Source organism: Pedococcus sp. 2YAF34 (genome assembly GCF_052114585.1).
In the GTDB taxonomy this organism is placed as follows: domain Bacteria; phylum Actinomycetota; class Actinomycetes; order Actinomycetales; family Dermatophilaceae; genus Pedococcus.
The window spans coordinates 1-21,887 of record NZ_JBFRFA010000037.1 but is presented as its reverse complement, the minus strand read 5'-3'; the positions used below and the strand labels follow the sequence as shown (position 1 = coordinate 21,887).

At 72.5% G+C, this 21,887-nt stretch carries 16 protein-coding genes; 12 read left to right on the top strand and 4 right to left on the bottom strand.

Features of this window, described 5'->3' with window-relative positions:
• Positions 1–46: 46 nt before the first annotated feature.
• Positions 47–1,339, bottom strand: coding sequence for an alpha/beta hydrolase (locus tag AB4Z02_RS16070; RefSeq protein ID WP_441972190.1), 1,293 nt, complete (start codon positions 1,337–1,339; stop codon positions 47–49).
• A gap of 255 nt (positions 1,340–1,594) precedes the next feature.
• Positions 1,595–2,806, bottom strand: coding sequence for an LCP family protein (locus AB4Z02_RS16065; RefSeq protein WP_441972188.1), 1,212 nt, complete (start codon positions 2,804–2,806; stop codon positions 1,595–1,597).
• A gap of 176 nt (positions 2,807–2,982) precedes the next feature.
• On the opposite strand from AB4Z02_RS16065, the gene AB4Z02_RS16060 reads away from it, so the two are divergent.
• The 11 genes from AB4Z02_RS16060 to AB4Z02_RS16010 all read left to right on the top strand — a co-directional run bounded on the left by AB4Z02_RS16060 (position 2,983) and on the right by AB4Z02_RS16010 (position 18,549).
• Positions 2,983–4,527: an LCP family protein gene (locus tag AB4Z02_RS16060; protein WP_441972186.1), complete on the top strand. Its 1,545-nt coding sequence runs from the start codon at positions 2,983–2,985 to the stop codon at positions 4,525–4,527.
• Positions 4,524–5,549: a glycosyltransferase family 2 protein gene (locus AB4Z02_RS16055; protein WP_441972184.1), complete on the top strand. Its 1,026-nt coding sequence runs from the start codon at positions 4,524–4,526 to the stop codon at positions 5,547–5,549. Before AB4Z02_RS16060 ends, AB4Z02_RS16055 begins: the two co-directional genes overlap by 4 nt.
• Before the next feature lie 70 nt (positions 5,550–5,619).
• Positions 5,620–9,090 carry a bifunctional glycosyltransferase/CDP-glycerol:glycerophosphate glycerophosphotransferase gene (locus tag AB4Z02_RS16050; RefSeq protein ID WP_441972182.1) on the top strand — a complete coding sequence of 1,157 codons (3,471 nt, stop codon included), beginning with the start codon at positions 5,620–5,622 and terminating at the stop codon, positions 9,088–9,090.
• Positions 9,087–11,207 (top strand): DUF6077 domain-containing protein, encoded by a 2,121-nt coding sequence (locus tag AB4Z02_RS16045; RefSeq protein WP_441972180.1) that lies wholly within the window; start codon positions 9,087–9,089, stop codon positions 11,205–11,207. Before AB4Z02_RS16050 ends, AB4Z02_RS16045 begins: the two co-directional genes overlap by 4 nt.
• A complete protein-coding gene (locus AB4Z02_RS16040) occupies positions 11,192–12,388 on the top strand; it encodes a glycosyltransferase (RefSeq protein WP_056882528.1) in 1,197 nt (398 codons plus the stop codon). Before AB4Z02_RS16045 ends, AB4Z02_RS16040 begins: the two co-directional genes overlap by 16 nt.
• Before the next feature lie 107 nt (positions 12,389–12,495).
• Complete coding sequence (locus AB4Z02_RS16035) at positions 12,496–13,308, top strand: ABC transporter permease (protein WP_056882529.1); 813 nt, start codon at positions 12,496–12,498, stop codon at positions 13,306–13,308.
• On the top strand, positions 13,308–14,057 hold the full coding sequence (locus AB4Z02_RS16030) for an ABC transporter ATP-binding protein (RefSeq protein ID WP_441972177.1): 750 nt from the start codon (positions 13,308–13,310) through the stop codon (positions 14,055–14,057). The genes AB4Z02_RS16035 and AB4Z02_RS16030 overlap by 1 nt, the downstream gene beginning before the upstream one ends.
• Positions 14,054–16,129, top strand: coding sequence for a DUF5941 domain-containing protein (locus AB4Z02_RS16025; protein ID WP_441972175.1), 2,076 nt, complete (start codon positions 14,054–14,056; stop codon positions 16,127–16,129). Before AB4Z02_RS16030 ends, AB4Z02_RS16025 begins: the two co-directional genes overlap by 4 nt.
• Positions 16,126–16,938 (top strand): CDP-alcohol phosphatidyltransferase family protein, encoded by an 813-nt coding sequence (locus AB4Z02_RS16020; RefSeq protein ID WP_441972173.1) that lies wholly within the window; start codon positions 16,126–16,128, stop codon positions 16,936–16,938. The genes AB4Z02_RS16025 and AB4Z02_RS16020 overlap by 4 nt, the downstream gene beginning before the upstream one ends.
• A 3-nt stretch (positions 16,939–16,941) precedes the next feature.
• Positions 16,942–17,958 (top strand): hypothetical protein, encoded by a 1,017-nt coding sequence (locus AB4Z02_RS16015; protein WP_441972171.1) that lies wholly within the window; start codon positions 16,942–16,944, stop codon positions 17,956–17,958.
• 186 nt (positions 17,959–18,144) lie between these two features.
• Positions 18,145–18,549: an adenylyltransferase/cytidyltransferase family protein gene (locus AB4Z02_RS16010; RefSeq protein WP_441972169.1), complete on the top strand. Its 405-nt coding sequence runs from the start codon at positions 18,145–18,147 to the stop codon at positions 18,547–18,549.
• Here AB4Z02_RS16010 and AB4Z02_RS16005 read toward each other — a convergent pair.
• Together AB4Z02_RS16005 and AB4Z02_RS16000 are read right to left on the bottom strand one after the other, a co-directional pair.
• Complete coding sequence (locus tag AB4Z02_RS16005) at positions 18,499–18,891, bottom strand: DUF2304 domain-containing protein (protein WP_056882535.1); 393 nt, start codon at positions 18,889–18,891, stop codon at positions 18,499–18,501. The two genes, AB4Z02_RS16010 and AB4Z02_RS16005, sit on opposite strands and share 51 nt — an antisense overlap.
• Positions 18,888–19,553 carry a glycosyltransferase family 2 protein gene (locus AB4Z02_RS16000; protein WP_056882536.1) on the bottom strand — a complete coding sequence of 222 codons (666 nt, stop codon included), beginning with the start codon at positions 19,551–19,553 and terminating at the stop codon, positions 18,888–18,890. Before AB4Z02_RS16000 ends, AB4Z02_RS16005 begins: the two co-directional genes overlap by 4 nt.
• A gap of 209 nt (positions 19,554–19,762) precedes the next feature.
• On the opposite strand from AB4Z02_RS16000, the gene AB4Z02_RS15995 reads away from it, so the two are divergent.
• Positions 19,763–21,844: a SpoIID/LytB domain-containing protein gene (locus AB4Z02_RS15995; protein ID WP_441972167.1), complete on the top strand. Its 2,082-nt coding sequence runs from the start codon at positions 19,763–19,765 to the stop codon at positions 21,842–21,844.
• The last annotated feature ends 43 nt before the right edge of the window (positions 21,845–21,887 follow it).

The window sequence follows — 21,887 nt, the reverse complement described above, 5'->3', positions numbered from 1 at the left end:
GCGCAGCACACTCGAGCGCGGACCCCACCCCGGGTCCGCGCTCGAGCTACTTGCTGAGCTGGGTGTGGTGACGAACCGCTGACACCACATCCATGATGGCTTGGCTGCTCTGCGCTGCGTCAGGCTGCTTGGCCACCAGGTCCTCATGGGCTGCACCGACGACGGTGCGGTGYGCACTGTTCGTCGACAGGGCTGCCAGGCGGTCCTGCCTGGCAGCCCAGTCCGGGGCGCTTCCCTTGCCTGCTGTCACCACGACCAGCGGCTTGGCCCCGAAGTCGGTCAGATCGCCCGCCTGCTCCATCGCCCGGTTCGACTGGACGTACTCGTCGATCGTGCTCTTGACCGTGTTCGCCTTCGCGATGCTCGCGCGGACCTCGTCGCGCGACCTCGGCGGAAGGGTGCCCGCCTCCACGTGCGAGTACAACCGGCTGAACCCGACCTCCCCGAGCGTGGCGACCATCGCCGACAGGTGACTCATCACGTCGTACGACCCCGACCTCGTCACCTTCGTCAGGTTCGTCGCCGCCTTCGGTGCGGTGGAGTCGAGCAGCACCATCCCGACGACCTCGTCGGGGTACCGGGCGGCGAACGCCAACGTGTACAGGCCACCGAAGGAGTGACCGGCCACCACGTAGGGCCCGGCGACGTGCGCCCGCGCCAGCAACGTGTGCAGGTCGGTCACCAGGGCAGCACCGTCCTGCGGTGCATCCGCCGGGTCGCTCCACCCGCGCCCGGCCCGGTCGTACACGCACACCCTGGTCTGCTTGGCGACAGCCGGCGCTATCCACCCGGTGTTCGAGGAGAACTCACCAGCACCGGGCTGCAGCAGCACGGTCGGCGTGCCGGATCCTGTGCAGCGCAGGTGCAGGCTGCGTCCGCCGACATCGACCAGCTGGCCGGGCATCGGGAACGCCTTCGCATCCGCCCACGCACCCACTGCCTGGTACACACCACCCAGCGACGTCAGCGCCAGCAGCACCAGCAGCGGCAGCACCAGCAACGCCCGGCTCCGACTGTGCAGGTGCCGACGCGTCTGCCTCCACGCAAAGAGGACCAACACCAGCAGGACCGGTGGCCACACCCACGCCAGCACACCCATCACCGACCCGCCGAACGCCAGCAGCAGCACACCCCCCGCCCCCATGAACGCAGCAAACGCCCACGCCCACCGCTGCGGCTGGTCCGTGATCCGGGTGGACAGGCCCGCCAACAACGCCCACCCGAGCGCGTACCCGCACAGCAGCGCCCCCGTGACACGAGGAACCTCGGTCGTGACGAACGGAGCCACGGCCAGGAGCAGCGCGGCCAGCCAGCCGGCAGCCAACGACCCGACCACCACCAGCCACACCCGGTCGCGATCACCCGGACTCGAACCCGAAGTGATCCCATCCCTGCGACGAGGAGCGCGATGCGATGCGGTCGAGGTAGTCGCCATGCCGGACTCGATTCCATGCACTGCTGGCGTCGCGCGAGTACGGCCACCCGTACTTGAGGCACGTGCCGTCACCCCACGGTAGGCGTCGCCGCCCAGCGCCTGAACCCCCCATGGTGACCACTTCCACGGCAGGTCCTGGGCGAGCAGACGCAGGGGAGGTCAGCCGCCCGAGGGCTTGCCGTCGGTGCCGGGCGGCGGGGACTCCAGCGGCTTGTCCTCGCGCAGGTCGGTGAACAGCGCCTTGGCGCGGGCGGTGTCCCACTTGACCGAGCTGCCGGCGTTGGTCTGGTAGTTCAGGTCCTGGATCGGGACGACCAGGCTCAGCCCCTTGTCCTGCGACACCGCCCGCATCGCGAGCAGCACCCGGCTGGCGTCACGCATGGAGGTGTCCTCGCCGACGATGAGCCCCTTGGCGGACGCGTGGCTGAACGACCAGTACCGCGTCGGGACCAGCACCGTCGAGGGGGTGAGGGCCTTCTTCATGATGGCCGAGAGGAACTGGCGCTGGCGCTCTGCACGGCCGATGTCGCCGCGCGGGTCGGAGTAGCGGGCGCGGACGTAGCCCAGGGCGTTCCTGCCGTCGAGGAGCTGGCAGCCCTTCTGCAGGTTGATGCCGGCCTTCTTGTCGTTCATGTGGAACGGCACGCAGATGTTCACGCCACCCACGCTGTCGACGACGGAGGCGAAACCGGCGAAGCCGATCTCGACGTAGCCGTCGATGTGCAGGTCGGTGACCTGCTCGACGGTCTCGACCAGCAGGTTGGGGCCGCCGAAGGAGAACGCGGCGTTGATCTTGTTGCTGCCCTTGCCCGGGATCGGCACGTAGCTGTCGCGGGGGAGCGACACCAGCGACGGCTTGCCGCCGCTCTGGGGCACGTGCACGAGGATGATCGAGTCGGTGCGCCGGCCGGCCGCGTTGCCGGTGGCGTACTCCTTCTTCTGGGCAGCGGTCAGGCCCTCGCGGCTGTCGGAGCCGACCAGGAGGTAGTTGTAGCCCTTGCTCTGGGCGGGGCGGGTGCCGCCGGGGGTGGTGTCGACCTTGGTGACGGTCTTCCACGCGTGCCACGGGGTGTAGGCCATGAACGCCAGCCAGGCGACGAGCAGCAGCACCAGGACGCGGACGACGGGGAAGCGACGACGGCGCGGTGCGTGAGTCCCCTCCCGCGTGGAGCCGGACCCGGTGGCAGCGCCCCCGCCCGCGGCGCCGGCAGCGACGCCCCCCGTACCGGCTGCGGCGCGGTCGCGCTTGCGGCCGCGGACGTCGACGACGTAGACGTCATCGGGGTCGTCGGACCGCGGGGCGGTCCTGACGCCCTCGCCGCGCTGGGGGATGGGGCGTGCGTCGTCGGGCCCGGGGTGGCGTCCACTCATCCGGCCAGTGTCCGCTGTGACGGGGACGCGTGGCAAAACGCCACGACGGGCCGATGGCGACGAGCTGGCCCTTCCAGACGGCCGGCCCGACACGCCTGAGCAGTGCCTGAGGACGACACTCGGACAATCCCACACGTCACAGGAATCCCACGGGCCCCGCCCCATACTGGTCGACCATGAGCAGCACCCATGTCGCGCCCCGCGAGGACGCCGAGGCCGGCGTGTACGTGTCCGGCCGCCCGGACCGCAGCCTGGCCGACTCCGAGGTGCTCGCACCCCGGATGCGCCGCCGACGGGCGTTCACCCTGGTGCTGCTGACCCTCCTCGTCCCCGGCAGCGCGCAGCTGGTGGCAGGCCACCGGCAGCTCGGCCGGGTCGGCATCCGCGCCTGGCTCGGTGTGGTCGGCCTCGTCGTCGTGCTGGGCCTGCTCCTCCTCACCGACCGGTCGCTCGCGATCAGCGTCATCGGCCGGGCCTGGGTGCTCTCGTGCCTGGAGCTCCTCCTCATCGGTTTCGCCGCGCTGTGGGCGGTCCTGTTCGTCGACGCGTGGCGACTGGGTCGCCCCGGCAGCCTGCTCATCCGCGCCCGCCGCGTGCTCACGGCCGTGACCGCCGCGCTGCTCGTGGTCACCTCCGGCAGCCTCGTGTACGCCGCGAGCAGCGTGGGCGCCGGGCGCCAGGCCCTGGGCTCGCTGTTCTCCGATGCCGCCGCGGCCGGTGCGGTCAACGGCCGCTACAACGTGCTGCTGCTCGGTGCCGACACCGGCAAGGACCGCGTCGGCACGCGGCCCGACAGCATCCAGGTCGTGAGCATCGACGCGAAGACCGGTGCCCCGGTGACCTTCGGGTTCTCCCGCGACACCGAGAACATCGACTTCCGTCCCGGCTCCACCATGGCCCGGCTGATGCCCGAGGGCTGGAACTGCGGCGACCAGTGCCTGCTCAACGGCCTGTACACGTGGGGCCAGGACCACGCCAAGCTCTTCCCGCCCGGCACCACGGACCCGGGGCTCGTCGCCACCCGTGAGGCGGTCGAGGCGCTGAGCGGCCTGAAGATCCAGTACTACGTCATGGTCGACCTCAGCGGGTTCAAGCAGATGGTCGACGCCGTGGGCGGCCTCGACGTCACGGTGCGCTACCGCACGCCGATCGGCGGTGGCACCTCGCCGATCGTCGGCTGGATCGAGCCCGGACGCCAGCACCTCGACGGCTGGCACGCCCTCTGGTACGCCCGCTCACGCCAGGGCTCGACCAACTACGAGCGCATGGCGCGCCAGCGCTGCGTGCTCACGGCGATGGCCGGCCAGCTCGACCCCCAGACGGTCCTGCTGCGCTTCCAGAAGATCGCCTCAGCGAGCTCGGGCCTGATCCGCACCGACCTGCCGCAGTCCGAGCTCGGCCGGTTCGCCGACCTGGCGATGAAGGCCCGCTCGCAGAAGATCCGCAGCGTCAACTTCGTGCCGCCGCTGGTCAAGCCGTGGGCCTACGACCCGGCCGTCATCACCTCGACCGTCAGCCGGACCATCGCCGCGTCCGAGAAGGCGGCGAAGAAGCACACCGCGACGAGCAAGGCGGCTGCGCCGGCGGCCGCGAAGCCGAAGCCGTCCAAGGCCCCCTCGGCGCCCAAGGCGCAGCCCGGGACGGCCGTGCAGGACCCCGCCAAGGCAGCGGGCAACGCGGCGGAGGACGACCTGTCCTCCGTATGCTCTGCAACCTCATGACGAGCACGCCCCCCACCGACGCCCCCCGCCCTGCCGCCGACGCCGCTCCCCGCGTCGGGGTGGTCATGCCGATCCTCAACGAGGAGCGGCACCTGGTGGAGGCGGTCGACGCCGTCCTCGGCCAGGACTACGACGGACCGCTGCACCTCGTCCTCGCGCTCGGCCCGAGCCACGACCGCACCGACGCGCTCGCCGCCGAGCTGGCCGCGCGCGACCCGCGGGTCCGCACCGTGCACAACCCCTCGGGCCGCACGCCCGAGGCGCTGAACGCCGCCATCGCCGCCCTGGACCCGGACGTCGAGGTCGTCGTGCGCGTGGACGGCCACGGGGTGCTCGACCGCGACTACGTGGGCACGGCGGTCGACCTGCTCGCCGAGACCGGGGCGGCCAACGTCGGCGGGCTGATGGACGCCGAGGGCGTCACCTCGTTCGAGCGCGCGGTCGCCGCCGCCATGACCTCGCGGCTGGGGGTGGGCTCCGCCCGCTTCCACACCGGCGGTGAGCCCGGCCCCGCCGACACCGTCTACCTCGGCGTGTTCCGCAGCGAGTGGCTGCGCCGCACCGGCGGCTACGACCCGCGGTTCGTCCGCGCGCAGGACTGGGAGCTCAACCACCGCATCCGCGAGGCCGGTGGCCTGGTCTGGTTCTCCCCGCGGCTGCACGTCGCCTACCGCCCCCGCCCCACCCTGGCGGCGCTCGCGCGCCAGTACCGCGACTACGGCCGCTGGCGTCGCGTCGTCGCCCGGACGCACTCCGGCACCATCAACGCGCGGTACCTCGCGCCGCCGGCGGCGTTCGCGGGCGTCGTGGTGGGGCTGGTCGGCGGGTTCGTGTGGTGGCCGCTGTGGCTGGTGCCCGGTGCCTACCTCGCCGCGACGACGGTCGGCGGCCTCGCCGTCCGCGACGACCGGCTGCAGGGCAGCGACCGGCTGTGGCTGCCCGTGGTCCTGCCCACCATGCACCTCAGCTGGGGCTGGGGCTTCCTCACCAGCCGCGTGCGCATCGAGGAGCCTGCGGCCTGAGCCGCCACGTCGGGCACGCGGCCCCACACCCAATACGATTACGGGACCCCACGGAAAGGTTCCATCCCCCATGCCCTCGCTGAGTGTCGTCGTTCCCATCTACAACGTGAGCGACTACCTCGTTGCATGCCTGGAGTCCCTGCGTGCCCAGACCCTCGGCGACCTCGAGGTGGTCCTCGTCGACGACGGCAGCACCGACGGCTCGGGGGAGCTGGCCGACGAGTTCGCCGCGGACAAGCCGCACTGGCAGGTGCTGCACGTCGAGAACGGCGGCCTCGGCCGGGCCCGCAACATCGGCATGGACCACTCCACCTCCGAGTTCATCGCCTTCGTCGACTCCGACGACCTCGTGCCCCGTGACGCCTACGAGCTGATGCTGCACGCCGTGAGCGAGAGCGGCTCGGACATGGTGGTCGGCGGCGTGCTGCGCTTCGACGGCGCCAAGACCTTCAACTCGCCGCTGCACCGCCGCGCCATCAAGCGCAACCAGATGCGCACGCACATCCGCAGGACGCCGTCGCTCGTCTACGACACCACGGCCTGGAACAAGGTCTACCGCCGGTCGTTCCTCGCCGGGCACCAGCTGCGCTTCCCCGAGGGCGTCTACTACGAGGACATCCCGCTGACGGTGCCGGCCCATTTCCTGGCCACCTCGGTCGACGTCCTCGCCGACCCCGTCTACCTGTGGCGCGAGCGGCAGACCGCGGTGCAGTCGATCACCCAGCGCCGCGCCGAGAGCAAGAACCTCGTCGACCGGATGGCGGCCGTCACCTCGGTCGACGACTTCCTCACCGGCCGCGGTGACACCGAGGGCAAGAAGATCCACGACGACAAGGTCCTCAAGGTCGACATCCCGTTGTTCATCGGGGTGCTCCACGAGGGCGACGACCTGTTCCAGCGGCAGGTCATCGAGCTCGTCGGCGACTACCTGCGCCGGGTGTCACCCAAGATGATCGCGAAGCTGCCGCCGGTGCGCCGGCTCGAGTACCACCTGATCTCGCGGGGGATGCTGCCCGAGCTCCTCGAGCTGCAGGAGTACTACCGGGTGCCGGCCAACCGCGGGAACTTCGTCCGGTCGGGCCTGCGCCTCTACGCCGACCTGCCCTTCCGCACCGACACCACCAAGGGCATCCCCGCGTCGGTCTACGAGGTCACCCGCTCCCAGCCGCTGCGCACCGGGGTGCGCGACGTGCGCTGGGACGGCAACGGGCTCGTCGTGGAGGGCCACGCGTTCATCCACCGGGTCGCCGACGCCACGCCGGTGTCGTCGGTGCGACGGTTCCAGCTGCGCCGGGTCGGTGCCAAGGAGCGGCAGCAGGTCCGGGCCCGGCGGGTGCGCCGCCTCGACCTCACCGCCCGCACGACCGGCACGGCGGTGTCCTACGACGCGGCCGGCTTCCGCGCGCAGGTCCGCACGTCCCAGCTCCTGCTGCAGCCGGGGGAGGAGCGGGCCGGCTTCGAGCTGCTCGCCCAGGTCGCGGCGCCGTCGGCGCGTCGCGGCTCCAGCGTCGGCAACCCCGAGCTCGGCTCGGGGCGGCACCCGCGGCGGAGGCTCATCGCGCCGGACCAGCTCGCCGTCCCCGGGTACGAGGGCCGCCAGCTCGTGGTCAACGTCCACCGCGTCGGGGCCCTGCTCGAGTCGGTCGAGGTGGAGGGCGACGGGCTGCGCTTCACGCTGCGCCGCACCACCGGGCAGTGGGAGCCCACCGACCTGTTCCTGCGTCGCACCGACTCCCTGCAGGGCCTGCGCGTCCCGCTGGAGGTCGACGGGCGCACCGCGACCGCCCACGTGGGCGCCGGCGACGTGGAGGTCCGCGCGGAGTCCTTCGCCACCCGCGAGTGGGTCGTCGCGCTGTTGCCGTCGGGTGCGGACGAGGACGCCGACCCGCGGCCGCTGCACCTGGCGCCCGACACCGAGGACCTGTTCCTCACCCTCCGCGAGCGCTCGCTCGAGGTTCGGGAGGGCGTCGACGGCGGCGCCCGCATCCTCGACACCCGGCCGGGCCCGGTGCTGACGTCCTTCGACTGGCGCCCCGACGGCCTGCGGCTCGAGGGCATCACGGGTGGGGCCCCGGTCGAGTCACTGTCGCTGTCGACGAGCAGCGGTGCGGCGCACCAGATTCCGGTCACCGTCGACGGCGTCGACTGGCAGGCCACCATCCCGGCGAGGGGGGCGCCGGGCGAGGCCGTCCTGCGCTGGCTGCAGGGTGGGCGCTGGCTCGTCACCGTCACCACCGGCGACGAGGGGCAGCGCGACCGCGGGGTGCGCGTCTCCAGCACGGCCGAGGCGCACCTGGCCGAGCAGGGCGAGGTCGACGGGATGACCTACCTGCTGCGCTCCTCCGCCGCACACGAGCTGCAGCTCGTGGTCGACGCGTCCGGCGACTTCCGTGACCGGGGCGCGCTGCACCGCGAGCGCAACCGCAAGTACGTCTACCGCGTGCAGCGCCGCCTGCCGCTCAAGGACAGCATCTTCTTCGAGGCGTGGAAGGGCCGGCAGTTCTCCGACAACCCGCGGGCCGTCTTCGAGGAGCTCCAGCGCCGCGGCGACCCCCGCGAGTGCATCTGGGCGATCCAGGACCACTCGGTCGAGGTGCCCGACGGCGTGGCCCGGGTCGTGGTCGGCAGCCGTGACTACTACCGCGAGCTGGCGCGGGCGCGCTGGGTCGTGAGCAACGACTCGATGCCCACCCACTACGTCAAGCGCGAGGGCAGCCGCTACGCCCAGACGTGGCACGGCACGCCGCTCAAGAAGATCGGGTTCGACATCGACACGATCCAGATGTCCAACAAGAAGTACCTGACGCAGTTCGCCCGCGACGTGGCCAAGTGGGACGCGCTGGTCTCGCCCAACCACTTCTCCACCGAGATCCTCGGCCGTGCCTTCGGCTACGAGGGCGAGGTGCTCGAGATCGGCTACCCCCGCAACGACGTCTTTCACCAGCCCGAGGAGGCCAGGAGGCAGGCCGAGGCGGCGCGTGCCCGGCTGGGGCTGCCCGAGGGCAAGCGGGTCATCCTGTACGCCCCGACGTGGCGCGACAACGACTACGACGCCCGGGGTCGCTACCAGTTCACGATGAAGCTGGACCTCGAGCGCATGTACCGCGCGTTCGGCGACGACAGCGTCCTGCTCATCCGCGGGCACCAGCTCGTCAGCTCGGGCATCGACGCGGCGATGTTCGGCGGCTTCGTCCGCAACGTCTCGAGCTACCCCGACATCCGCGACCTCTACCTGCTGGCCGACGTGCTCGTCACCGACTACTCCTCGGTGATGTTCGACTTCGTCAACACAGGCCGCCCGATCCTGTTCTTCACCTGGGACCTCGAGGACTACCGCGACAACCTGCGCGGCTTCTACTTCGACTTCGAGGCCGAGGCGCCCGGTCCGCTGCTCACCGAGTCCAGCGGGGTGCTCGACGCGCTCACCCGCCTCGACGAGGTGCAGGAGGAGTATGCGGAGCGCTACGAGGCGTTCCGGACCCGGTTCACCGGGCTGGAGGACGGCAAGGCCTCCGCCCGGTTCGTCGAGCGGTTCCTGTGAGCACCGCCGGACCGGTGCCGGCCGCACCGACGGCGTCGCCCACCCAGACGGCGACTCCTTGGGTGGCGGGTGCGGGGAGCCCACGCCCCGAGGACTCTCGGGAGGGCACCGTACCGACACGGGCCGCGCACCTGTCCGGCTGGCTCGAGCGGCTCACGGTGGGGCTGCTCGTCGTGGTCGTCGTGGGCTTCGGCGTCTGGACGCTGGCCTACCAGGTGGCGCTCGTCGTGGGGCTGCCCGCGTCCCCCACCCTGCTGGTCGCGCTGGTCGTCGCGGCGGCGGCCTCGTGGCTGGTGCTCCCGACCGTGGTGGGCGGCGGGACGGGGGAGCGCCCCAGCCGGGCGGCCACCGGGCAGGCCCTGGCCGCCCTGGCGCTCGGCGTCGTGTGCGCGTGGCTCGGCGGGGCGGGCAACCAGCGCGGCTACATGATGGTGCTGCTGGTGCTCGCCGGTGCCGCCTGGGTGGTCCTCACCCTGCGGCGCCGTCGCACGAGCCGGACCGTCCGCACCCCTGCTGGCCCGTCTGCCGCGACCTCTCGTCCCTCCACGCCGGTGGTCGACCCGGCTCGGGGCGCCCTGTGGCTGACGGCCTGGGCCTGGGCGCTCGTGTGCGCCGTCGTGGCCATGCGCTACGCCCGTCCCGACGGTGACGACGCCTACTTCGTCAACCTGTCGCAGTGGGTCGCTGACCGGGGCACGTTCCCGCTCAAGGACACCATGCTCGGCGACCAGGTGTTCCCGATGCTGAGCTCGCACAGCCCGCCGATCCACTCCTTCGAAGGCCTGCTCGGGGCGCTGGGCCACGTGACCGGGCTGTCGGCCGGCGTCGTGACCTACCTCATCGCGACCCCGCTGCTCACCGCGCTCTGCGTGCTGGCGCTGGCCTGGCTGGTGTCGCTCAGCCGGATCCGCTTCGCCCCTGTCGCCCTGTCGGCGGCCGTGCTCTTCCTGCTCGCCTCGGGTGAGGCGGGGGCCGCGCAGGGCAACTTCTTCGCCCTGCGGATGTGGCAGGGCAAGGCGGCCCTGGCCTCCCTCTTCCTGCCGCTGCTCGTCGCCGTGGCCCTGGCCTACGTCGCCCGTGGTGGCCGTCGTCGCCAGCTGGTGCTGGCCCTGGCCGTGGTCTGCACCATCGGGGCCAGCAACACGGCCGTCTTCCTCGTCCCGGTGCTCGTGGCCGGGGTGGCGCTGGCCGCCTGGCTGCACGTGGGGGCCCGGCGCGCGCTCGGCGTGGCCGTGACGCTGGCCTACCCCCTGGCGTGCGGCGTCGCCGTCAAGCTCGTCGCGCCGCGGGCGTCCGTGGCGCCGGACCCCGAGGCCGCGGCGACCTGGGTGCTGCCGCCGCTGCAGGGCGTGATCGGCCAGCACGGCTTCTTCGTCGTGAGCATCGTCGCCGTCGCCGCGGGCTGGGCGGGCCTGCGGTCGGCCGCCGCCCGTGCCGTGCTCGTCTGCGTCGTCCTCGCGACCGCCGTGGCCATGCTGCCCCCCGTGACCGACGCCCTGGTGGCCGCCGCGAGTCTGCGGGCCGTTGTCTGGCGCATGTGGTGGGTCGTCCCCGTCCCGCTGCTCGTCGCCGGCCTTGTCGGTGCCGTGGCAGAGCTCGTCCACCGCCGCCTGCCGAAGGTGGTGGTGCCGCTCGCGGCGCTCGCCGCAGCCGCGGCGGTCGTGGTCATCCCCTTCTACGGGGGGCGGTGGATCTGGTCCCCGGTCAACCTGGCATACCCGGTCTCGCCCATGGCATGGAAGGTTCCGCCGCACGCGGAGGCGGAGGCCAAGGCCGCGCTGCGCGTCTCACGCGACGGTGACACCGTCCTCGCGCCGTGGGACGCCTCCCGCGTGCTCGCCGCGCTGTCGGTCGACGTGCACCCCGTGTCGGCCCGCGCCATCTACCTCAACGCCTACGTCGGCACGCCGTCTGCGCACTCCCGCGAGCGGATCGCCCTGCAGAAGTTCGCCGATTCGCGCACCCCACCAGTGGCGACCCTGCGGCACCTCGTCGACGTGCTGAGCGTCGACACCGCCTGTGTGTCGAAGGAGCGCGTCAACGCGGTCACCGCCCTGGAGCAGGTCGGCTTCAACGTGGCGGTCGGGGAAGGGCGGCTCGTGTGCCTGCGCCGGTGAGCCACGAGGGCACCGTCCTCCTGACCGTGGTCGTGGCCGTGTACGACGTGGAGCCCTACCTCCGGGAGTGCCTCGACTCCGTGGCCCGGTGCGTGCCCGAGGGCACCGAGGTCGTGCTCGTGGACGACGGCTCCCACGACCGCAGCGGCGAGATCTGCGACGCCGCCGCGCAGGGGCGTCCCACCTGGCGGGTCGTGCACCAGCCCAACGCCGGGCTGGGTGCCGCCCGCAACACCGGGCTCGACCTGGCCACCGGCGAGTTCGTCGGGTTCGTCGACAGCGACGACATCCTGCTCCCCGCCTACGCCACCCTCGTACGGCGCGCCGCCGAGGACGGCACCGACATCGCCACCGGTGCGGTGCTGCGCACCGACGGCCGCACGGACCGCCCGTCGGGCCTGCACGACCAGGCCCTGCAGGGCGTCGGCGCGGTCGGGGTGCTGGTGGAGGACCCCTCGCTGCTCTACGACACCACCGCCTGGAACAAGGTCTACCGGCGCTCGTTCCTCCGCGAGCACGGGCTGCGGTTCCCCGAGGGCGTCCTCTACGAGGACCTGCCCCTGACCGTCCCGGCGCTGCACCTCGCGGGGCGCGTGTCGGTCGTCCACGAGCCGGTCTACCGCTGGCGGGCCCGCGAGGGCGACGCCTCGATCACGCAGCGACGCCACGAGCTCACCAACCTCACCGACCGGTTCGCCGCGGTGAGCGCGGTCGACCGCTTCCTGGAGCAGCAGCGCCTCGACGACCTGCGGGTGCACCACGACATCAAGGTGCTGCGCCTGGACCTGCCGCTCTACACCTCCGCCCTCCCCGAGGCCGACGAGGAGTACCGCGCCGCCTACCTCAGGTTCTTCCGCCACCTCGTGGACGGTCTTCCCGCCGAGCGTCGCGCCGCGCTTCCGCCGACGCTGCGGCTCTACGTCGAGCTCGCGGACGCCGGCCGGATGGACGACCTGGTCCGCGTGGTCCGGGCCCGCCGCGGGCCGCGGGCGTGGGCGCGCGACGACCGTGGCCGACTCGCCCGGGTCCGCGACAACGTGGGCTCGTTCAGGGTCGAGCGGGGACTGGGGCTGTCCAGCGACCGACTGCTCGCCCGCCGGCTCCTGACGAGCACGGCGAAGATCCTGCTGCCGGGCGGGGTGCGGCGACCGGCGGCCGGCCGTGCACGGGGAGCCGGCTGACCGGAGCGCACCCCCGTGTGGCGTACCCTCGGTCGGCGGGTCCGACGCGAGAAGATGGCCGACGGCAGCACCTCGACCACCCGCCGACCTCGACAGGCTAAGGACGTATGGACATCATCTCCCGGACGCGGGCCATCGCGGCCAAGCGGGGCGTGCTGTGGACGCTCATCGTGCGGGACCTGCGGGTCAGGTACTCCCGCAGCGTGCTCGGCTACGTGTGGACGGTCCTCGACCCGCTGCTGATGTCGCTCATCTACTTCGTCGTCTTCGTCTACATCTTCAAGAGGGGCGACGTCGGCCACAAGCCGTACTTCCTCTTCCTCGTCATCGGCCTGCTGTCGTGGCAGTGGTTCTCGGGCTCGCTCACGGACACCTCGCGGGCGCTGATCCAAGAGGCCAAGCTCGTCCGCTCGACCAACCTCCCCCGCGAGATGTGGGTGCTGCGCGTGGTGCTGTCCAAGGGGATCGAGTACCTCCTGTCGCTGCCCGTGCTGCTCGCCTTCACGGCGATCTACTTCTTCAAGAACGACACCCACCTCAACTGGATGCTGGTGCTGTTCCCCCTGGCGATCGTCGTGCAGGCGGTGGCGCTCGCCGGGCTCGGGCTGCTGCTCGCCCCCGTCACGGCGCTGGTCACCGACATGCAGCGCGTGATCCGGATCGTCCTGCGCATGCTCTTCTACGCCACCCCGGTCATCTACGCCGGCCGCGTCGTGCCGCACCCCTACGACAAGGTCACGTGGCTCAACCCCATGACCGGTGTGCTCGAGATGATGCGGGCCGGCTTCTTCTCCCACGAGGGCAAGCAGGCGGTGGTCTGGGGGTCGATCATCGCGTCCGTCGTCATCTCGGTCCTGCTGCTGCTCGTCGGCTCCGTCGTCTTCTCCCGGCTCGAGCGCCCCGTCCTCAAGGAGATCTGATGGCCGACTCCGTGATCTCCGTCCAGGACCTCGGCATCGAGTTCTTCCGCTCGCGCCGACGACGCATGCAGCTGCGCGAGATGCTCTTCCACGGCCGCAGCGGTGCACCCAAGGAGACCTTCTGGGCGCTGCGCGACGTCAGCTTCGACATCCAGCCCGGCGAGGCCGTCGGCCTGGTCGGGGGCAACGGCGGTGGCAAGAGCACGCTGCTCAAGATGATCGCCGGCGTCCTGCTGCCCGACGAGGGCTCGGTCACGGTCAACGGCGGGGTCGCCCCGCTCATCGAGCTCACCGGCGGGTTCGTCGGCGAGCTGTCCGCCCGCGACAACATCTACCTCACGGCCGGCCTGCACGGGCTGCCCAAGGCCGCCATCGAGGAGCGCTTCGACGACATCGTCGACTTCGCGGGCCCCGAGGTGCGCGCGGGGCTCGACACGCCGTACCGGCACTTCTCCTCCGGCATGAAGGTCCGCCTCGGGTTCGCCGTCGTGACCACGCTCGACGAGCCGATCGTGCTCGTCGACGAGGTCCTCGCGGTGGGCGACCGGGCGTTCCGTGAGAAGTGCTACCAGCGGATGGAGTCGCTGCTCGCCGACGGCCGCACACTGTTCCTCGTGTCGCACTCGGAGAAGGACCTGCGCCGGTTCAGCACCCGTGGGCTCTACCTCAAGCGCGGCCGGCTCATGATGGACGCCCCCATGGACGACGTCCTCGAGCGCTACAACCACGACCTGGACTCCGGCGCGTGACCGCGAGCGCCGGGTCCCTCGTGGGCGACGACGCCGCCCGCAGGGTCCACGGGTTCTCCAAGGGGGCCGACGTCGTCCTCCTCGGGACGCCGGGGCCGACGCCCGGGTCGGCCATGGAGGCCAGCCTCCCCGACGTCGAGACCAGCCTGGCCGAGCTCGGCCTGCCCGCCCCGCTGGCCCGCCTCGCAGGGGCGCCCACGGACCAGCTGACCTGGCTGGCTGAGGCGCTCGAGCGCGGCGACGCCGTCCCGCTCGTGGTCGCCGCCCCTGACCTGCACATCTCCCACGTCGCCCTGCTCGACCTGCTCGACCGACCCGGGGTCCGCACCGCGGCGCTGGTCGCCGACCCCCACGCGCTCGTGGAGGGCGACGAGCTCGCCGGACGGGCGAGGGTGGGGCGCGACGGCAAGCAGCTCGAGTCGGTGGGCACCGCGCACCACACCGTCACCCGCCCCGACCGGGCGCTGCCCGGTGTCCTGCGCGTCGCCCCGCAGGACCGTGCCGGGGCCGCCCGCGCCCTGCGCGCCGCCGCGCCGCTCGCCGCCACCTCCTGGGGCGAGGACGGCGTCGCCGCCGCGACCCTGGTCCTCGTCCGCGCGGGCCTGGTGGTGCAGGCCAGCGCCCTCGGGCCGTTCGACTGGAGCCGCGGGGGAGTGCGCGCCGAGGGCGCCGCCGGTGGCCCGTGGCGGCAGCGGCTGCGGGGCGCCTCCCGTGGGGGCGACGGCTTCTTCTCCACGTACGCCGTGCGGCCGGTCTCCCGGCGGATCACCGGCTTCGGGCTCGCGCACGGGTGGTCGCCCAACGTCGTGACCATGGTGTCGCTGGGCCTCGGCGTCCTCGCCGCGCTGTTCGTCGCCACGGGCGCCTGGTGGGCGTGGGTCGTGGCGGCCGTCGTGCTGCTGGTCGCCCTGGCCGTCGACTGCGTCGACGGGGAGATCGCCCGCTTCACCCGCCGCTTCAGCCCGCTCGGCGCCTTCCTCGACGCGGTGGGCGACCGGGTCAAGGAGTACGCCGTGCTGGCCGCGGTCGCCTCGGTCGCCGTCCGCGAGGGCGCCCCCGGGTGGCCGGTCGCCCTCGCAGCGATGACCGCGGTGACGGTGCGCCACCTCGAGGACTACGCCTACGAGGCGCGGCTGCGCCCCTCGCGCCTGAGCCGTCCGGACCTCCTGCCGGCCGACGCGCCGTACGACCTCGGACCGCAGGACGCCCGCACGACCTTCGGGCCCCCGCCGAGCCGACGGGCGCAGGCGGTGCACTGGACCAAGAAGGTCGTGCACATGCCCATCGCCGAGCGCTACCTGCTCATCTCGCTCACCTTGCTGACGCGCCGCCCGATGCTCGTGCTGTGGGCGCTGTTCGTCGCCGTGGTCGTCGCGGTGCTGTGGACCCAGGGTGGACGGGTCGCGGCGGTGCTGCTGCGCCGTGACCCGACGTGGTCCGCCGTGGTGCCGGCGACGACGCGCGGCGAGCTCGACGAGCAGCTCGACCTCGGGCCGCTGGCCCGGCTGGTCGGCCGCCTCTCCGGACGCGCGACCCGGCCCCCGTTCGTCCTCGGGCTCGCCGGGGCAGCCGTGCTGGTGGTCGTGGTGTCCCTGCTGCTCTGGACGGACCACACGGGCACGGCCCTGGTGGCCGCCGCTGTCGGGAGCGCCCTCGTCGCCGTCGGCTGGCAGCCGCCGGTGCACGACCGCCTGGGGTGGCAGGCCCCGGCCGCGCTGTGGGTCGCCGAGGCGCTGGCCGTCGGCCTGCTCGTCCACCACACGCTCGGCGCGCAGACGGCCGCCGGCTTCGCCTACGTCGCCGCCGTCGCCTACCACCGCTACGACGTCGTCTACCGGCTGCGCGACACCGGTACGGCGCCGGCCGCCTGGCTCGCGACCGCCGGACTCGGCACCGAGGGTCGGATCCTCGGCCTGCTGCTGCTCGCGACGTTCGCACCCTCCGCCGTGGTCCCGGTCCTCTGGGTGGCCGCGGTGCTGCTGGCCGTCCTCTACCTTGCGGAGTCGGCCACCGGCTGGCGGCGCTGGATCGCGGCGCAGGGAGACCCGATGCCGACAGGAGCCGGCGCATGAGCGTCACCCACGACCCCAGCGACAACCACCCGACGCTGGCCGAGCTGCGCGCGGTGGCCCAGCCGCCCGAGCACATCGCCCGCTACAACGCCGAGCACTGGGCGGGCGCCCTCTACATCCGGCACCTGTCGGTCCACGCGACGAAGGCCATGCTCCCCACGGGCATCAGCCCCAACGGCGTCACCTGGCTGATGATCGCGGTCGGGGTGCTCGGCGCGTTCGCCCTGCCGCTGCCCGGCCTCGTCGGCCCGGTGCTGTGCGTGGTCGCCATGCAGCTGCAGATCCTGCTCGACTGCAGCGACGGGGAGGTGGCGCGCTGGCGGCAGCGGTTCTCCCCGGCCGGCATCTACCTCGACCGGATCGGCCACTACGCGACCGAGGCCGCCATCCCCGCCGCCCTGGGCCTGCGCGCCGACGGCTGGTCGCTCGCGCACCCGCTCGAGGTCGGCGGCTGGACCGTGCTCGGTCTGCTCGTCGCCGTGGTGGTGCTCATGAACAAGGCGTTCACCGACCTGGTCCACGTGGCCCGCGCCAAGACCGGCCGGCCCATGCTCGAGGACGTCGCAGCCACCACCCGCTCGCGGGTGTCGGGACTGGCCGCGGTGCGCCGCGCCCTCGGCTACCTGCCCGTCTTCCGTGCGTTCGTCGCCGTGGAGTCCTCGCTGCTGGCCCTGGCCGCGGGCGTCGTCGACGTCGTGCGCGGCGACGTGCTCGGCACCCAGGTGCTCGTCGTCGTGATGGTGCCGCTGGCCGTCATCACCGCCGGTGGGCACCTGCTCGGGGTCCTCACCAGCTCCCGGCTGGACTGACCCGTGACCCCTCCTGGCCCGGCGAGCGGCCATGAGACCGGCCCGGGGACCGGCCCGGCCACGCGCGTGCTGCAGTGGGCGCAGGAGCACGGCGAGGTCGGCGGGGTCCACGCCAGCCACCGCCAGCTCACCGCCGCCCTGCGCGCTGAGGGGTGCGACGTCCGCTACGTCGACACCGGGGACCCCGGCCGGGCGGTGCGCGCCGCGCCGGCCCTCTGGCGGCGCCGGACGCTGCACCTGTTCCACATCACCCGGCTGTGGCGGGCCATGCTGCTCGCCCCCGTCTTCGCCCTGGTCCCCGGACGGACGGTGCTGGTGCTGCACTCCGGCTCGACGGCCGGCCAGGTCCGCCGGATGGGGGGCCCCGCTGCCGGGGCCCTGCGGCTGGCGCTGCACGCCTACGACGAGGTCTGGGCGGTCAACGACGAGATCAGGTCCGTGCTGCCCGCGGGGCTGCGCGGGCGCGTCCGGGTCGTGACCCCCTATGTCCCCGTACCGCGTACGGCGCCCGCCCCTGCACGCGCCCCGCACGCGCTGTCCGTGGCCACGAACGCCGGGCTGGCCCACTACCACGCCGACCTCGCCGTCGACGCGGTCCGGCTGCTGCGCGCCGGGGCCTGGCCGGACGCCACGCTGCGCGTCCTCGCCTACGGTCACGACGGTGCGGAGCTGGCCGCCCTGCGGTCCTCGGTGGCGGGGGAGGAGTGGGTGGACGTCACGTTCGACGCCTCACCGCAGGAGGTCCGTGACGTGCTGGCGTCGAGTGCGGTCTTCCTGCGCCCCACGGCCTGGGACGGCGACTCGGTCATCGTCCGCGAGGCGCTGGCCGAGGGAGCCCGCGTGGTCGCGGGCGACACCTCGCCGCGACCGCTGGGGGTGGAGCTCAGCGCGCTGTCCGCCGCGGACCTCGCCGCCGCCGTCAGCGAGGGCGGCCGGCGCAGCGACGGCAGCGGGCTGGCCGAGCGCTCGATGCTCGACGCCGCCCGGGCCGCGCTGGACGCGGTGGTGGCCAGGGCGTAGGCCTCGGGTCCGGCCGAGGGGCGGACTGCGGGGCGGACGGAGGGGCAGACCGAGGGGCAGACCCGCACTCGCGAGGCGTGCGGTCGGGCGGGTGACCGGGCGGTAGCCTCTGCGGGACGCCGCGTGACCCACCGCGCGGCCCGCGTCGCGGCCGGCACACCGCCGACCGGCACCCGAGGAGTCCCGTTGAGCAGTCGCACCGTCATCACCTTCGGCACGTTCGACGTGCTCCACGTCGGCCACATCCGCGTGCTCAAGCGGGCTGCCGAGCTCGGGGACCGGCTGGTGGTGGGGGTCTCGGCCGACGCGCTCAACATGGCCAAGAAGGGCCGCAACCCCGTGTTCGACCAGGACGAGCGGGTCGAGATCATCAGCAGCCTGAAGATGGTCGACGAGGTCTTCGTCGAGGAGTCGCTGGAGAAGAAGCGCGACTACATCCTCGAGCACGGCGCCGACGTGCTCGTCATGGGCGACGACTGGACCGGCAAGTTCGACTGGGTCGGTGACGTGTGCGAGGTGGTCTACCTGCCGCGCACGCCGTCAGTCTCGACCACCGGGCTCATCGAGCACATCGCCAAGATCGCCCCCTGAGGCCGGGTACTGCACGGCGGCCTCGTCGAGCGCGAGCCGGCGGGCGAGCTTGGTGTAGCGCGTCTCGAGGTCGCGGAAGCGCAGGTAGGTCGTCACCGTGAAGCTGAGGAACGCCACCACGAGCGCGTAGAGCACCATGTCGGTGCCGCGGCCGACGCCGACGAGCTGGGCGATCCGGTTCCACACCGACGGGAACAGGATCGAGACCACCGCGAAGGCGGCGAAGAGCAGCAGGCCGAGGCGGCGGATGGCCTGGGCCCGCGCACCGCGCGAACGGAAGAGCCGCGCCACCACCGCGATGACGACGACGATCAGCAGGATCTGGATGAGCACGATCTTCATCGCAGGATCAGCTCCACGAGGATGTTGACGGCGTTCCAGAGCGACTGGCCCTTGGAACGTGAGTAGTCGGTGTAGAGCACGTGGACCGGGCTCTCGCCGTAGCGGATGTCGAGCGCCCCGATCTGGGCGACCAGCTCGGAGGCGTGGGCCATCCGGTTCTGGGTGATCGACAGCCGTGACACGACATCGCGGTTGATGACGCGGAGCCCGTTGTGGGCGTCGGTCAGGCGCGTCTTGGTCGTGAGGTTGGTGTAGGCCACGGCCATCCGCAGCACCAGCTTCTTGAGGGCGCCGGCTTTGGTGCGCTGGTCGAGGAACCGCGACCCGAAGACCACGTCGAGGTTCTCGGCCCGGGCCTTCTCCAGCATCTCCAGCACGTCGGACACCTGGTGCTGGCCGTCGGCGTCGAACGTCACCACCCAGCGCATGCCGGGGTCCGAGAGCGCGTACTCGAAGCCGGTCTGCAGCGCGGCGCCCTGGCCGAGGTTGACCGGGTGGCGCACGACCACCGCGCCCGCGGCGTCGGCGGCGGCCGCCGAGCCGTCGGAGCTGCCGTCGTCGACGCAGACCACATGGGGGAACGTCCGGCGCACGTCGCGCACGACGTCAGCGATCACCTGTTCCTCGTTGAACAGCGGGATCACGAACCATGTGTCCTGCACTCGTACTCCTCGACTCGCCCGGCAGACCGCGCATCAGTCTATGGGGCCGGTGGAGGTCACAAATCGGTCGACACTCTCGCCAACCCCCTGACACCCGCGTGGTCGGTGGGGCATGGTGGGCCCTTGTGGCTGGTGCCCGTTTCCACACGGGCGAGCCCGACCACCTACCGACCACTGGTTGAGGGCACGCCGGGAGCGAGGAGCACGTCATGTCATGGGTCAGCACACTGAGGCCGCGCCGCTGGGCGTCGCTCGGGGCGGTCGCCGCCGTCGTGGTCGCGATGGGTGCCGTCACGGCCCTGCCCGCCCAGGCCGACGAGGTCTACCCTCGGCCGCCGTCGGGCACGATCTACCTCACCGGCCACGGCTGGGGCCACGGCCACGGCATGTCCCAGTACGGCGCGTACGGTGCCGCGCTGCAGGGCCTCACCTGGCAGCAGATCGTCGACTTCTACTACCCCAACACCGCACGGACGGCGATCGGGAACCCCACCATCCGGGTCAACGTCACCGCGCACCTCGGCAACACGACCCGCGTCGCGCCCGAGGCCGGCCTGAGGGCCTCGTTCGGCACCGCCTACGACCAGGCCGGCTCCTTCGAGCTCAACAGCACCACCTGGGACAAGATCGCCATCCGCGAGTGGCGGGTCGTGCGCCCGACCCTCCAGCCGGGCGTCGCCAGCAAGCCGGTGCTGCAGTACGTGCTCTCGACCGGTGAGGTCCGCACCTCCCCGAAGGTGGCGACCGGACCACAGGTCAACATCTCCAACCCGACGACTGGCCTGGTGAAGGCGCTCAACAGCACGGGGAGCTACACCTACCGGGGCGAGGTGCGCGGCACCCTCATCGGTGCAGCCGGCGCAGAGTCGCTCGTGCCGGTCGTGGCCCTGCCGATGGACTCCTACCTGCGCAGCGTCGTGCCCAGCGAGATGCCGGCGTCCTGGTCGGCCGCTGCGCTCGGCGCGCAGGCCGTGGCAGCCCGCAGCTACGCCAACTACGGCCGCGAGCACCCGCAGAACGCCGCGTTCTACGACACGTGCCCGACGACCGCCTGCCAGGTGTTCAGCGGCTACCAGCGCACCTCAGGTGGGAGCACGACGACCTACGAGTACACCTCGACCAACACCGCGGTCACCGCCACCGGCGGGACGGTGCTCACCTACAACGGCGCCACCGCGTTCACCGAGTTCAGCTCCTCCAACGGCGGATGGAGCTCCGACGGCGGCAAGCCCTACCTCATCGCCAAGCAGGACCCCTACGACGGCGTCTCGGCCAACCCCAACCACACCTGGCGCACGTCGGTCTCGGTGGCGGGCCTCGAGCGGCAGTGGCCGTCCATCGGCAGCTTCCAGCAGCTGGCCATCACCGCGCGCGACGGCCACGGCGACTGGGGCGGCCGGGTCCGCAGCATGGTCATCACGGGCAGCTCCGGCTCGGTGACGGTCTCGGGGTTCACCTTCCAGGCGCGGTTCGGGCTCAAGTCGGAGTGGTTCAAGCCCGACCAGACGGTCTCCGCGCCCTCGTTCCCGCGTGACCTGTCCGGCGACGGGCTCGGCGACGTCGTGGCCGTCCACGGCAGCAAGGGAGCCCTGTGGCTCTACCGCGGCAAGGGGGACGGGAGGGTGACGTCGGCGACGGCGATCAACAGCTCGGACTGGCGCGTCATGCGGCTCACCTTCACCGCCGGCACCTGGAACGCCGACAAGCTGGCCGACGTCATGGCGGTCTGGCCCGACGGGTCCCTGTACGTCTACCCCGGCAAGAGCGGCGGCGGCATCTCGAGCGGGTCCAAGGTGGCGTCGGGGTGGCAGGCATACAACCTCGCCTTCCCGGTCGGCGACTTCGACGGCGACGGCTGCACCGACATCATGTCCCGGCGCGTGGACGACGGGACGCTGTGGTTGCACAGCGGCAACTGCGTCGGCGGCATCAAGGGAGAGCTCAAGGTCGGCAGCAGCGGCTGGGGCGCCTTCACCCAGGTCTTCAGCGCCGGCGACTTCAACGGCGACCGCCGCCCCGACGTGCTCGCCCGCTCCTCCGGCGGGACGCTCTACCTGTACCCGGGCAACGGTGCCGGCGGCTTCGGCTCGCGCACCATCGTCTCCAGCGGCTGGAACACCTACGACGCCCTCTTCTCGGTCGGCGACGCCGGCCGCGACGGGCACGCCGACATCTACGGTCGCGACTCCGCCGGTGTCCTGTGGGTGGTGCCCGGCAACGGCAAGGGCGGCGTGGGCAGCCGGTTCAAGGTGAGCAGCGGCTGGACCGGCCTCTACACCCTGCTGCGCTGACCTGCTGCACGACGAGGGGCCCCGCACCGGCCGGTGCGGGGCC

Bases quoted from the DNA above. Each gene is read 5' to 3' on its own strand.
- AB4Z02_RS16050 (WP_441972182.1), top strand. From the start codon at position 5,620: ATGCCCTCGCTGAGTGTCGTCGTTCCCATCTACAACGTGAGCGACTAC.
- AB4Z02_RS16055 (WP_441972184.1), top strand. From the start codon at position 4,524: ATGACGAGCACGCCCCCCACCGACGCCCCCCGCCCTGCCGCCGACGCC.
- AB4Z02_RS15995 (WP_441972167.1), top strand. From the start codon at position 19,763: ATGTCATGGGTCAGCACACTGAGGCCGCGCCGCTGGGCGTCGCTCGGG.
- AB4Z02_RS16020 (WP_441972173.1), top strand. From the start codon at position 16,126: ATGAGCGTCACCCACGACCCCAGCGACAACCACCCGACGCTGGCCGAG.
- AB4Z02_RS16060 (WP_441972186.1), top strand. From the start codon at position 2,983: ATGAGCAGCACCCATGTCGCGCCCCGCGAGGACGCCGAGGCCGGCGTG.
- AB4Z02_RS16035 (WP_056882529.1), top strand. From the start codon at position 12,496: ATGGACATCATCTCCCGGACGCGGGCCATCGCGGCCAAGCGGGGCGTG.
- AB4Z02_RS16030 (WP_441972177.1), top strand. From the start codon at position 13,308: ATGGCCGACTCCGTGATCTCCGTCCAGGACCTCGGCATCGAGTTCTTC.
- AB4Z02_RS16005 (WP_056882535.1), bottom strand. From the start codon at position 18,891: ATGAAGATCGTGCTCATCCAGATCCTGCTGATCGTCGTCGTCATCGCG.
- AB4Z02_RS16065 (WP_441972188.1), bottom strand. From the start codon at position 2,806: ATGAGTGGACGCCACCCCGGGCCCGACGACGCACGCCCCATCCCCCAG.